This is a genomic window from Neobacillus sp. NPDC058068, from assembly GCF_042885335.1.
Lineage (GTDB): Bacteria > Bacillota > Bacilli > Bacillales > Cytobacillaceae > Neobacillus.
Map to the genome: position 1 here is coordinate 163130 of NZ_JBHVSI010000008.1, position 13174 is coordinate 176303.

10 protein-coding genes and 1 other annotated feature are annotated in these 13174 nt (G+C 43.7%); of the genes, 1 reads left to right on the forward strand and 9 read right to left on the reverse strand.

Annotation, left to right across the window (positions count from 1 at the left end; genetic code table 11):
- Positions 1 to 59: 59 nt before the first annotated feature.
- The 3 genes from ACFVSW_RS11555 to ACFVSW_RS11565 all read right to left on the reverse strand — a co-directional run bounded on the left by ACFVSW_RS11555 (position 60) and on the right by ACFVSW_RS11565 (position 5881).
- Entirely contained in the window at positions 60 to 1775 is a 1716-nt protein-coding gene (locus ACFVSW_RS11555) for a sensor domain-containing diguanylate cyclase (RefSeq protein ID WP_387315939.1), read from the reverse strand.
- A gap of 76 nt (positions 1776 to 1851) precedes the next feature.
- The gene (locus ACFVSW_RS11560) at positions 1852 to 3174 is read right to left on the reverse strand and encodes a bifunctional folylpolyglutamate synthase/dihydrofolate synthase (RefSeq protein ID WP_387315940.1); all 1323 of its coding nucleotides are present in this window, start codon (positions 3172 to 3174) and stop codon (positions 1852 to 1854) included.
- Between the two features lie 64 nt (positions 3175 to 3238).
- Positions 3239 to 5881 carry a valine--tRNA ligase gene (locus ACFVSW_RS11565; protein ID WP_387315943.1) on the reverse strand — a complete coding sequence of 881 codons (2643 nt, stop codon included), beginning with the start codon at positions 5879 to 5881 and terminating at the stop codon, positions 3239 to 3241.
- A gap of 44 nt (positions 5882 to 5925) precedes the next feature.
- Positions 5926 to 6165: a binding site (T-box leader), on the reverse strand.
- A 159-nt stretch (positions 6166 to 6324) separates the two neighbouring features.
- Between ACFVSW_RS11565 and ACFVSW_RS11570 the strand changes: the two genes are divergently transcribed.
- Entirely contained in the window at positions 6325 to 6516 is a 192-nt protein-coding gene (locus tag ACFVSW_RS11570; RefSeq protein ID WP_387315946.1) for a hypothetical protein, read from the forward strand.
- Between the two features lie 16 nt (positions 6517 to 6532).
- Here the strand turns inward: ACFVSW_RS11570 and ysxE are convergent, their stop codons facing one another.
- From ysxE to hemC, 6 genes are all read right to left on the reverse strand, one after another.
- Positions 6533 to 7573: a spore coat protein YsxE gene (ysxE, locus tag ACFVSW_RS11575; RefSeq protein WP_387315948.1), complete on the reverse strand. Its 1041-nt coding sequence runs from the start codon at positions 7571 to 7573 to the stop codon at positions 6533 to 6535.
- A gap of 250 nt (positions 7574 to 7823) precedes the next feature.
- Entirely contained in the window at positions 7824 to 8921 is a 1098-nt protein-coding gene (spoVID, locus tag ACFVSW_RS11580) for a stage VI sporulation protein D (protein ID WP_387315950.1), read from the reverse strand.
- A gap of 131 nt (positions 8922 to 9052) precedes the next feature.
- Positions 9053 to 10339, reverse strand: coding sequence for a glutamate-1-semialdehyde 2,1-aminomutase (gene hemL / locus ACFVSW_RS11585; RefSeq protein ID WP_387315951.1), 1287 nt, complete (start codon positions 10337 to 10339; stop codon positions 9053 to 9055).
- Between the two features lie 25 nt (positions 10340 to 10364).
- Positions 10365 to 11345, reverse strand: a complete 981-nt coding sequence (hemB, locus tag ACFVSW_RS11590; protein WP_387315954.1) for a porphobilinogen synthase — start codon at positions 11343 to 11345, stop codon at positions 10365 to 10367.
- Between the two features lie 111 nt (positions 11346 to 11456).
- Positions 11457 to 12236 (reverse strand): uroporphyrinogen-III synthase, encoded by a 780-nt coding sequence (locus ACFVSW_RS11595; protein WP_387315956.1) that lies wholly within the window; start codon positions 12234 to 12236, stop codon positions 11457 to 11459.
- Positions 12233 to 13168 (reverse strand): hydroxymethylbilane synthase, encoded by a 936-nt coding sequence (gene hemC, locus ACFVSW_RS11600; protein ID WP_387315959.1) that lies wholly within the window; start codon positions 13166 to 13168, stop codon positions 12233 to 12235. The genes ACFVSW_RS11595 and hemC overlap by 4 nt, the downstream gene beginning before the upstream one ends.
- Positions 13169 to 13174 lie beyond the last annotated feature (6 nt).

The window sequence follows — 13174 nt, forward strand, 5'->3', positions numbered from 1 at the left end:
GATGATTTTATTTTGGAATAAGTGAATTTTTTATGGGTTTTCACACCACTCATAATTCATTAACAAGACGAATACTCCGCCACCCGATTCCTCCCCGCCCGCTTCGCCCCAACATAAAGTGCTCGGTCTGCATGACGAATCAATGCCATTGCATCCTCTGCATCCTCTGGTGCGGTTGCGACTCCAATCGAAGCGGTAATCCTCACCTGCTGCTGTTTTTGATCTAACGACTGCTGAAGGGTAAACGGCCAGTTCGCAACTGACTGCCTAATGTGTTCAGCCATTTGATAGGCTTCTTCCTTTGAGGTATCGGGTAATAGCACGACGAATTCCTCGCCGCCGTATCGAGCCACTGTTCCCCGGGCGCCGACCAACTTACTCACTCTGTTTGCAAGCTCGATAAGGATTTCATTGCCGCTTTGGTGGCCATAGGTGTCGTTTACCTCTTTAAAATGGTCGATATCAAGGATGATTAAAGAAAGCATCTGACGTTGAAAACTGGCCATTTTTTCGAACTCTTCGTTTAACATGTTCTCGAAATAGCGGTAATTATATAATTTTGTTAACGCACAGCGTTCACTTTGCCTTTTGGTTTGTTCATAATGCTTAGCATTCTCCATTGCCACGGCAAAATGGGAGCAGAGGATATCAATAATCATATGCTGGAATTTCTCATAGGCGCGCTTTTTCTTAGCAGCCAGTAATAATACTCCTGTTACGTTTTTACTGCTTACGATTGGAACACAAAGAATACTTTCGACATCGCTAGGGATTTGGCCGCTGACAATTCCTCGCCACTCCATCTTAGCAGAGAATAGATAAGCCTTCCGTCTCGCCCAGACCTTGCCGCAGATTCCTTCGTTCTTTTTCAATGGTTTAATGTCATTCGCCATTACAGTACCGCTTTCAATCCTACGAATTAATTTAAGCTCGTCGCCTGACACTTCAAAAATATAAGCATAATCAACGGGCAGCATTTCACTAAGCTTTTGAATAAATAAGTGAATGACGTCGTTTACATTTAGGCGTTCGGCTAACTGATGACCAATTTCCGCGGCCTTTTGTAAGTATTCGTTTATCTTCTGACTTGAATAGTACAGGTTAAACACAATTGACACACTAGCAAACGGAATTCCGACAAACAAGATAGCTAGTATTCCCACTTGTCTGTATAAAATGTACAGCATAATCCCAATCGGCAAGGTGATTAACGTAGTAATCGTTTCGACAAAGAAGTCTTTGCCGAAATAAGACTCTTTCCTTTTATAAATAAAAAAGAGATTAAAAGAAATGATGATTTGATTTAATAGATAACTTACCACGGCATAGACAACAGCCAGTAAGAGTGCATGTCTATCGTGAGACAGGTTGGGACCCGTTTCGCCTCCAAGTAAGAAATAAACGATTCCGCTAACGAAAGACCCAATAAAGAACATAATTAAATTCAGCGGCAGACGAAATAATTGACCATTTTTCAGAATCCTTAGCCGTACAAGTAAACTAATGACCGCTGCCTGGGCAAAGAGGATTTCGACAAAGAGGCCAAACTTTAAAAAGGTCGCAAGTGCCACCCATTGAATGAGAAAAATAAACATATCGTTTATGACAATTGGCATCGAGGCAACAATGAGTGTTAACAGCAAAAACGCCAAAATATCAACCCAATTACCGTTGAAGCGAGGAGGATAATAGGTATAGGTAAACCATAAACCGGCTGGAACCAGCAAAAACCAAACTAGAAAAATCGTTCTTTGGACTTGCGGTTTTACACCCATCTTACTCTCCTCCTCTCCATCGGTCGGTTATTATTAATTCAAGATAATCTAATATTATCAAATAATAGGCAGCTTGTCATAGAGAAATCGTCTTATTTTTCAAATATTTACATAAATGAGGTTTAACTTCCGAAATAAAATAGAGAGAACCGGTAATGACTACCATGTCTTTCGCATCTAGGTTATCAATTTCTTCTAACAAATAGGTCTTCCAATTGTCGACCGCCAGTTTGTTCGCTGATTGGCTGATTTGCAGCAAATCCTCTGCATTAGCGGCGCGGGGAAAATCAAAGCTGACAAACGAGATTTGGTGAGCAATCTTGTCGAGCTTAGCAATCATTCTGTCGAGCTTTTTATCCTTCAAGGCCGCAAACACAATCTGGATGTGACGATCCGGGTAACGGGATGATAACTCATCGACTAACGCTGTAACGCCTTCGTCATTATGGGCCCCATCAATGATGACCAGCGGGTCTTGCGAGAGAATTTCAAACCGCCCCGGCCAATAGGCCTTTTTTAAACCGTCCCGGATGGCTTTGATGCTCAAGTTGAACGAGCATTTTTGATGTAAAAATTGGGCTGCGCTTACCGCAAGTGCAGCATTTTCTGTTTGATGCTGGCCGATCATCCTGATTTCAAGCTCATTCATGGTTTGCGTTTCCGTTTGTAATGTGAACGTTTCGCCATTTTCAAGCGATTCATGAGCGCTGATGGAGAACTCTTGATTTAAGCGGTAAATAGGCGCGGTTTTTTGTGCCGCCTGCTCGATAATCACGTTAAGTGCACCAGGATGTTTGACTGCGGTAAATACGGGAGTATGTTCCTTAATAATTCCCGCTTTTTCAAAAGCGATTTCCTCGTAGCTATTTCCGAGGATGTTCGTATGATCAAGACCAATATTTGTAATAATCGAAGCTAGCGGATGAAGGATATTGGTGGAATCGAATCGCCCTCCTAAACCTACTTCAAAAATGACGATGTCCACATTAGTGTTCTTGGCAAAATAATCGAACGCCATCGCAGTAATCACTTCGAATTCGGTTGGACCGCCAAGCTCCGTTTCCTCCAATTCATCTGCTAATGGACGAATAACATTGGCAAGCGCTAGCAATTCCTCATCGGTAATCGGTTTCCCGTTCACACTAATCCGCTCGTTAAACTGCTCAATATAGGGCGAGGTAAAGGTTCCAACTGTATAGCCTGCGGCTTCGAGAATGGAGCTAAGAAAAGTAACGGTTGAGCCTTTTCCATTTGTTCCGCCGATATGGACTGTTTTTATCTTTGTTTCTGGATTGCCAAGCCGATCCATCATCCATTCCATTCGTTTTAAACCTGGTTTAATGCCCAGTCTTAAGCGTGCATGAATCCATTCCAGGGCTTCTTTATATGTAGTAAACAAATCGTAACACCCCTTTTAATAAAGGGAAGACGAATCCAGTTATGAATTCGCCTCACCTTTTCATTTATCCTCTTAGCTCTTTAATCCGTGCTTCAACAATATTTCTTTTTTCAAGATAATCTTGCTCCTTGGCACGCTCTTCAGCAACAACACTCTCCGGTGCCTTTTTCATAAAGCCTTCATTGCTTAATTTCTTCTGAACTCTGTCGACTTCCTTATTTAAGCGGTCATATTCTTTTTCCAGACGGGCTATTTCTTCATCGATATTAAGCAAGCCCGCAAGCGGGAGAATGATTTCTAAGCCAGTAATAACCGCCGTCATCGCTTTTTCAGGTACTTGAATATCTGTCCCCATTTGCAATTCTTCAGGGTTACAGAAGCGCTCAATATAGCTGCGGTTGTTTTCGACTGCCTGTAGGACCTGTTGATCCTTCGCTTTGACAAGCATTTTGATTTTCTTGCTCATTGGCGTGTTTACTTCGGCACGAATATTCCGTACAGAGCGAATCATCTCCATGAGCAGTTTCATCTCCCCAGCTGCTTCCTCATCAGAAAACGCTGGATTTACTTCCGGCCATTTCGCTTCGGTAATCGAGATGCCTTGGTGCGGCAGGTTCTGCCAAATTTCCTCGGTGATAAATGGCATGAACGGATGTAAGAGGCGCATCGTTTGGTCTAACACGTAAGCAAGAATCGAACGAGTCGTTTTCTTTGCTGCTTCATCTTCACCATATAACGGCAGCTTCGCCATTTCGATATACCAATCACAGAAATCATCCCAGATAAAGTTATAAAGTGCACGGCCTACTTCACCGAATTCATAGCGCTCAGAAAGCTTGGTCACATGCTCAATCGTTTCATTTAAGCGTGTTAAAATCCACTTATCGGCTACTGACTTCTCACCGCTGAAATCAATTTCCTCATATGTCATCCCGTCCATGTTCATTAATGCAAAGCGGGAGGCATTCCAAATTTTATTAGCAAAGTTCCAAGTCGATTCTACTTTTTCCGTACTATAACGTAAATCCTGCCCTGGTGAGCTGCCAGTCGATAGGAAATACCTCAAGGCATCGGCACCATATTTATCAATGACATCCATTGGATCGACACCATTGCCAAGCGATTTACTCATCTTTCGTCCCTGCTCGTCACGAACGAGACCGTGAATGAGAACATCCTTGAATGGACGCTCGCCAGTAAATTCAACGCTTTGGAAAATCATTCTCGATACCCAGAAGAAAATGATGTCATAGCCTGTTACCAAAGCAGCTGTTGGGAAGTAGCGCTTATAATCAGCCGCTTCATTGTTTGGCCAGCCCATTGTTGAGAATGGCCAAAGTGCTGAACTGAACCATGTATCTAACACATCTTTGTCCTGTTCCCAGTTTTCTACGTCTGCTGGCGGCTCGTGATCAACATATACTTCACCCGTTTTTTTGTGGTACCATGCCGGGATGCGGTGGCCCCACCAAAGCTGTCTTGAAATACACCAATCACGGATATTTTCCATCCAGCGCAAGTAAGTTTTTTCAAAACGGTCAGGAACGAAATTTACTTTGTTTTCTTTGTCCTGCAGGGCAATTGCCTCATCGGCAAGCGGCTGCATTTTAACAAACCATTGTGTTGAAAGGTATGGCTCAACTACTGCACCACTTCGTTCTGAGTGGCCGACAGAATGCAGATGGTCTTCAATTTTGAACAGAACGCCCAGTTCTTGCAGGTCTTTGACAATTTGCTTGCGGCATGCAAAACGATCTAGCCCTTTGTACTTGCCGGCCTTGTCATTCATTGAGCCGTCTTCGTTCATTACAAGAATGCGCTCAAGATTATGACGGTTGCCGATTTCAAAATCGTTCGGGTCGTGGGCAGGGGTAATCTTTACGGCCCCGGAACCGAATTCCATATCAACATAATCATCGCCGACAATCGGAATTTCGCGGCCAACGATTGGCAGGATAACAGTCTTACCGATTAAGTGCTTATAGCGGTCATCTTCTGGATGAACGGCAACAGCTGAATCACCAAGCATTGTCTCTGGACGAGTGGTCGCAATTTCAATGAATCCAGAGCCGTCTGCCAGTGGGTACTTCATATGATAGAATGCACCTAGAACATCTTTATAGATAACTTCGATGTCGGATAAAGCTGTTTTCGTCGATGGATCCCAGTTAATAATGTACTCGCCGCGGTAAATCAGTCCTTTTTTATAAAGGGTAACAAAAACCTCGCGAACGGCATCAGATAGTCCTTCATCAAGGGTGAATCGCTCACGGCTGTAATCGAGCCCTAATCCGAGCTTTGCCCACTGCGCCCGGATATGGGAAGCGTATTCTTCCTTCCACTTCCACGTTTCCTCCACGAATTTCTCTCTGCCAAGGTCGTAGCGGCTTTTGCCTTCACTGCGCAGTTTCGCCTCAACCTTTGCCTGGGTGGCGATTCCGGCGTGATCCATTCCCGGAAGCCAAAGAACGTCATAGCCCTGCATCCGTTTCATCCTTGTTAAAATATCCTGTAATGTTGTATCCCACGCATGGCCTAAATGAAGTTTTCCGGTTACATTCGGCGGCGGGATTACGATGGTATACGGCTGTTTGCCCTCATCATCCTTTGCTTCAAAAAATTTACCTTGAAGCCACCAATCATAACGTCCCTTTTCAATCGTTTGCGGATCGTATTTGGTTGGCATCGTTAATTCTTTTGTTTCCATTTACTATTCCTCCTTTTTTCTCCATAAAAAAAACCCCTTCGTCATAAAAGGACGAATGGAGTTTGCTTCGCGGTACCACCTTTTTTCCAATCAAAGAAAGATGATTGGCTCTTAAATAGGATAACGGATTTGATCCGTCTTCAACTAATAGGATTTGTGACATCCGTTCGCAGAAGAAGCTCGTGGGCGACTTTCTGATGTGCCTCTTAGGAAATCTTTCAGCTAATGATTTCCCTCTCTTGAAGCTGGCTAGGCATCGTACTCTTCCCTGTCTTTGCTTACGCTAATTAAATTATATAGTTATACTACGAAAAATAAGGCTTGACGTCAATCATGATTACCAAATTTCTTTTAATTTATACTATATGTAATTTTTCAGGGGAATTTACAGATGTTTAGAATATATATAAACAAACGCCTGATTTGAAAGGGGAGGTTTTTCTGTGAGGGGAAATTTTCAAAAATACAAACACCGTCCCTGGTTTCGAACATTCCGGAGATTTTGCGGACAATTGATTCTGCCCTTTATTATTTTTCAATTCATTCGAACGATGTTTTTGCCAACCGTCTTTGATGTTTTATTATTGTCATTCTTTATCGTTATCGCCATTTCTATCTATTTTGAAATTATTTAAGGAGCCCATCATGCAGTTAATCAATCTGCTGCTGGGCTCCTTCTTTTACTTGCTGCACGGCTTCGATTTCCGTCATGCGCATGACAGCATACTCAGAATTTTTTAAATGCCAATAGTGCTGCTGGAGTTTGCGGACAAACTTCAGCTCCTTCCTAGGCCGAGGATTTCGAAAGTAGCTTTCTGCAACTTGGATCACGGGAATCGGGTAGGCTAAATAGCTGTAGAATAATAATTTCTCATCTTCTTTAAATGGAAAGTATTTATAGTAATGATATACCCAGTCAAGGGCGGTATCACTTCGTTTTAGGCTCGTATTTAAGGCTCGTGATAAATACGGGAGGAGATCATGAATAGGTGAACCGTAACGGGCATTTTCAAAATTGATAAAAAAACCGTACCCGCGATCATCAAATAGAAAATGCTCCGATGATAATTTCCCGTGGGTAATAACCATGCGGGCCTTTTCAATTTCTTTCGTTTTCTCATACCATTCTTCAAATTTGGCCTTTGAAAAGCGCAGTGCCTGGCTTATTTCGGTATAATACATGCAATATAACAATTCGAATGGCGACATATATGTCTTTTTTTCACATTCATCGATGAAGCCATCGAGGAATTCCTGATGCTTATCCATTTGCTCTATCGTCTTTTCATAGTGCTCTGTTCGTTCTTCGTTGCTCACCGTGATTTCTTTGGCGGAAAGCGTATGGAGCCGTGCCAATTCCCGAAATAACTGCTGGTTTTTATGCTCGCGGTCTTCCTTATGATCATTTGGCATCCAGGGCATTAGATAATAGAGATTATTCTCGTGTAAGACTGCATACCTGCCGTCCATTGTTGGATAAATCGGGACCATCCGATTAAAGCCCTTCTGGTAAAGCAGATGAACGTGGCGAATGAAATCCGTACCGATTGTCGGCGCGATTTTTTTCAGGGCAAACGTTCCTTTATTTGAATAAACCTTTTGGACACCACCGTAATCTTCGACAAAATAAGGCTCAACAAGATAATCTTTTAAAATAGGATAAATTGCTTCTAGTCGATTCACGTCAGTCATCAGAATTCAACTCTCCTTAAAAAGTAAATAGCATGGAGCCATCTACTTCGGAACTACAACATATTCAAAGAACCAGCCTAACTTAAAAAAGGCGGTGAGAGCAGAGCCGCACTACACTTGATTTGCCCTGAAGGTTGGATAGTTCTACTAAATCGGAACTAACGGATTCGATTTAGCAGCGCTCCGCCCCTTTTCCAAAAAACGAAGGTGAGCAGGTCAAAGAAACCCGCTCATCTTCTTTTCTAAAAAGTTATTTTTTTGCAAGCGTCGCTGGAATGTATAAAACCTGACCCTCAAAAACATCCTGATTAAGTTCGAGATTATTAACCCGGAGTAGATTTGGAACCGTTACGTCATAACGTTCGGCCAGTCCATCAAGAGTATCACCCTTTTGAACGATACATACCTTTACTTTCACTTTCCCTGTGCTTTCTTCCTTGCGGGCAAAAAACTCTGTCAGCGTCATGCTCTTCTTTTTAGTCAGCTTCTTCTTTACTTTTTTTATGATGTCATCAGATGAGGATGAACTTTCTTCAACAATTGTAACGTCTTCTTCAAAGTGAGTATGTGGGCTGGACTCTTGTTCAAAGGTTGCTTCCTCATGATAGCTGCTCTCACTTCTCGCCTCCTGAAGGTTCCATAGTGGCTCGTAGTCTTCTTCCTCCTTCACTTCCTGCGGCTGATAGTTGAAGGTTGGAAACTTCGGTAAAACTTCCACACTCTCTTCTTCCTGCTGCTTCCTCGCCTCGACCTCAAATAAGAAGTTTTCTTCAAATGCACTTTGAACTGCTTCTTGTTCATTGAGGACTTCTTCTTCATCCTCAACCGCATACGTTTCGGTACGGTGAAGTACCTCGTATTCTGACTCCTCTTCTTGTTGCTGCTGTTGTTCAGTTCCGTAAAGGCCGCTGATGGTCAGCTCTGCAGAAAGCTTCAAACAGCTGCGCTCCGGCAGGGAATAATCAAATGATTCAACGAGGACATCGATATCGTAAATACTTTGAATCCGATTATTCGGAATCGTAATATCGACTGGGAAACGGTGGGAAAATTCACAGCTTCCTTCCTCTCGTTCCGCCACTCTTTCAACAAACTTGTGCGAGCTAAAACCTTCATCCTCGCCTTCATCGCTAGCTTCGTAACTTTTATATTCGCCAGTGAGTTCCAGCGAACCACGTATGGTTACGTACTGATCGTTTTCCTGGATGGTGATGTCCGGGTCTAGGGAAATCGAAACAAGTTCTTCGACTTCCTGTCCTTTTCTAAACCACAATGACTCCTCCAAAGAAAATCGCAGGCACGATTGATTCTCCTGGGACAAAGCGACTCCTCCTTTCGTTTCCTTCACGCAAAATCACTATGTCACTTACACTCTATGTGGAAATATTTTTATTTATGATAAAAAAGTGCGTGGGAATGGGTGATTCTTCTGAGGTATAAAAAAAACACCCACTTGGTGAGTGGGTGCAGTGAATTATATTATTTAAGCCTTGAGAAAGCAACCTCTGCTGCTTGAATTGTTTTTTCAATATCTGCATCTGAGTGTTCAGTCGAAAGGAATAGTCCCTCGAATTGGGATGGCGGCAAGAATATTCCTTGATTAGCCATTTCCCGGTAGTAGGCAGCAAAGAATTCCAAATTAGAGTGCTTTGCTATGTCATAGTTGATAACTTCCTCATTTGTAAAGAAGAAGCCAATCATCGAACCAGCACGGTTAAAGGTAATTGGTACCTCGTATTTTTTAGCAGCCGCCTCAAAACCTTTTTGAAGCATGTCGCCTTTACGGATAAATTCCTGATAGTGCTCAGGTGTTAATTGACTTAATGTCTCAAGGCCTGCCGTCATCGCTAACGGGTTTCCTGAGAGGGTTCCCGCTTGATAAATTGGACCACTCGGTGCGATTTGCTGCATGATTTCCGCTTTACCGCCGTATGCGCCAACAGGAAGTCCGCCGCCGATTACTTTGCCGAGGCAAGTAATGTCTGGAGTGACATTGAAATAGCCTTGTGCACAATTGTAGCCAACACGGAAGCCAGTCATAACTTCATCAAAAATCAGTAAAGATCCGTTTGCCGAAGTTAGCTCACGCAGACCTTCTAAGAAGCCTGGAAGCGGCGGAACAAGACCCATGTTACCGGCAACAGGTTCAACAATAATACAAGCGATATCTTCGCCAAATTGTTCGAAGGCAAATTTTACACTTTCCAGGTCATTGTAAGGAACCGTTATCGTATTTGAGGCTACCCCCTCCGGCACCCCAGGGCTGTCAGGCAAGCCAAGTGTAGCCACGCCTGATCCGGCTTTAATCAATAACGAATCGCCGTGGCCGTGGTAGCAGCCTTCAAATTTCAGTATCTTGTTGCGGCCAGTATAGCCTCGGGCTAAACGGAGTGCGCTCATCGTTGCTTCTGTACCTGAATTGACCATCCGTACTACTTCAATCGAGGGCACGCGTTCAATTACTAGCTGGGCTAATTTACTTTCTAATAAGGTCGGAGCTCCAAAGCTTGTCCCTTGTTCTGCTGTTTTTTTCAAAGCTTCGACAACACGGTCGTTGGAGTGGCCTAAAATGAGCGGACCCCATGATAGGACGTAATCAATATATTCGTTGCCATCGATATCATAGATTTTTGACCCTTTGCCTCTTTCCATAAAAATCGGACTCATGTCAACGGATTTAAAGGCACGAACCGGGCTGTTCACACCGCCGGGCATTAGGTTTTGGGCTTCTTTAAATGCTTCAATCGAATTTGTATACGAACGCATTCCATTCCCTCTTTTCAAATAATGTTTATTCGTCTTCTTTTAACCAGCGAATGGCATCTTTTGCCGCGTAGGTAATGATTAGATCTGCACCGGCGCGCTTCATGCCGATAAGCATTTCTAGCACGGTCTTTTTCTCATCAATCCAGCCGTTTAGTGCAGCTGCTTTAACCATTGAATATTCACCGCTGACGTTGTAGACAACGACTGGTAAATTAAAGTTATTTTTCACATCACGAACAATATCAAGGTAAGGCATTCCAGGCTTAATGATTAAAAAATCTGCCCCTTCTGCGACATCGGATTCTGCTTCTCTGAATGCTTCCATGCGGTTTGCCGGATCCATTTGATAGGTCTTGCGATCACCAAACTGCGGTGCTCCCTCCGCCGCTTCACGGAAAGGTCCGTAAAATGCGGATGCATATTTTACTGCATACGACATGATTGGTATATCGGTATACCCAGCTTCATCTAAACCGGCGCGAATCGCTGCCACAAAGCCGTCCATCATGTTCGATGGTGCAATAATATCTGCTCCTGCTTTCGCCTGGGCAACTGCCGTTTTTACGAGTAGTTCCAGCGATTGGTCGTTAAGGATCTGCTCACCCTCGACCACTCCGCAGTGACCATGGTCTGTATACTCACAAAGGCATGTATCGGCAACAATGATGATTTCCGGAAATTTTTCTTTAATGAAACGGGTCGCTTCCTGAACGATTCCATGATCATGGTATGCCTGCTCGCCGCATGCATCCTTTGTTTTCGGAATGCCAAACAGCAGGACCGACTTAATCCCATGTGCGACGATATCTTCCATCTCCGCTTGAAGGTGATCCAGCGATACTTGGAAAACACCAGGCATTGATGAAACCTCGTTACGGATGTTTTCACCTTCATAGATAAATAACGGATAAATGAAATCCTCCGCTCTTAAATGATTCTCTCTAACAAGTGCACGCATATTGGCACTTGAACGCAGCTTGCGATGACGTGAAAATTGAAGTTCCATTATATAAATACCCCCCGAAAAAATTACCTTATTTGTTGAGCGCTGTTTTACTAGCGGATAACACCTGTTTACTGGCGGTTGCGCCACTTTACTGGCGGATAGCCCGCCACCTCAATCCCCAGTTTCCTCTAAATAAGCTATCAAGCTTTTGATCATTTCTGCCACGGTGTACTCCTCTGGAGAAGCATGAACTGTCAATCCATAAGCATGTAATTTCTTCTCTGTTACGGGTCCGATGCAGCCGATTACACAGTTTCTCAGCTGCTCTTCTAGTCGATATTCCTTCACAACTTTCATCAGATGATCGACCGTCGATGGACTTGTAAACGTCAGGATATCAAGCTGGTTGCCAGCCAGCATTTCTGCGAGCTTTACTCCGCTCTCTTCCGGCATGTACGTTTCATAAATGACGACCTCATCAACCAAAGCACCAACACTTGACAAGGAGCTGGCGATATATTCGCGGGCGAGATTTCCTTTCGGCAGCAAGACCCGGGAACCACTGTGGATATAAGGCAAGAACTCTTCAGCAAATACTTCCGCCACATATGCCGATGGGATAAATTCTGCACGAAGCTCCCGCTCCTGCAAGACCTCTGCCGTCCTTTTCCCAATCACAGCGATCTTTGGAAAATCGACACCAGCCTCTTCATAAAAAGAAAAGAAGGTTTCGACCGTGACATTGCTCGTAAAAATAATCCAGTCATATGTATCAAGGACCTTCATTGCTTCTAGAAGACGCTCGTTTTTTTCAAGCGGACGAAAGGCAATCAGAGGGATTTCAATCGGAATCCCTCCAGCCCTTTCAACAAGCTTGGAAAAGGAGCCTGCTTGACCTTCTCCTCTTGGAACAAGGACTTTCTTTTCAAGCAATGGCAAGGATTTTATCATTGACCCTCGAGCTCCCGTTTGACCTTTTCAATCAGGTCCTTGGCTCCTCTTTTAATTAATAAGTCAGCAGCTTGAATGCCAAGCTCTTCCGGATTTTGCCCTCTAAGTTCTTCTTTGAAAATTTCTTGACCTTCAGGAGAAGCAACTAAAACATTTAAGACCACTTCATCGTTCTCTTCAACACGAGCAAAACCAGCTATTGGTACCTGACAGCCGCCCTCCATTTTTTGCAGGAAGGCGCGCTCAGCGCGAACGGCTCTTTCTGTTTTTTTGCAGGTGAATTTTTCAAACAGCTCTAGTAGTTCTTTATCGTCTTCACGGCATTCAATCGATAATGCCCCTTGGCCAACGGCAGGAATACAAAGTTCAGCATCCAAAAATTCAGTTACCACGTCAGACGCCCAGCCAAGGCGGGAAAGACCTGCTGCTGCTAAAATAATTGCATCGTATTCCTCAGTCTCTAGTTTTGCTAATCGTGTATCGACATTGCCGCGGATCCATTTAATCTCTATATCCGGGCGCTGCACTAACAACTGGGCACTGCGGCGCAGGCTGCTCGTGCCGATGATCGCACCTGGCTTCAAATCGTTTAATTTCACGTGACCTCTTGAAATAAGGGCATCGCGGTGGTCTTCACGGAAAGGAATACAGCCGATAGTGAGACCCTCCGGCAATACAGCCGGCATATCTTTCATACTATGAACAGCCATATCAATCTCTTTATCAAGCATCGCCTGCTCAATTTCCTTTACAAACAAACCTTTACCGCCTACCTTCGAAAGGGTAACATCAAGGATTTGGTCGCCTTTTGTAACAATTTCTTTTACTTCAAATTCGAAGGATGGATCAAGCTTCTTCAACTGGTCCATTACCCAATTTGTTTGTGTTAATGCCAACTTGCTTCGTCTGGAACCTACAATAATTTTTCGCATGATTGC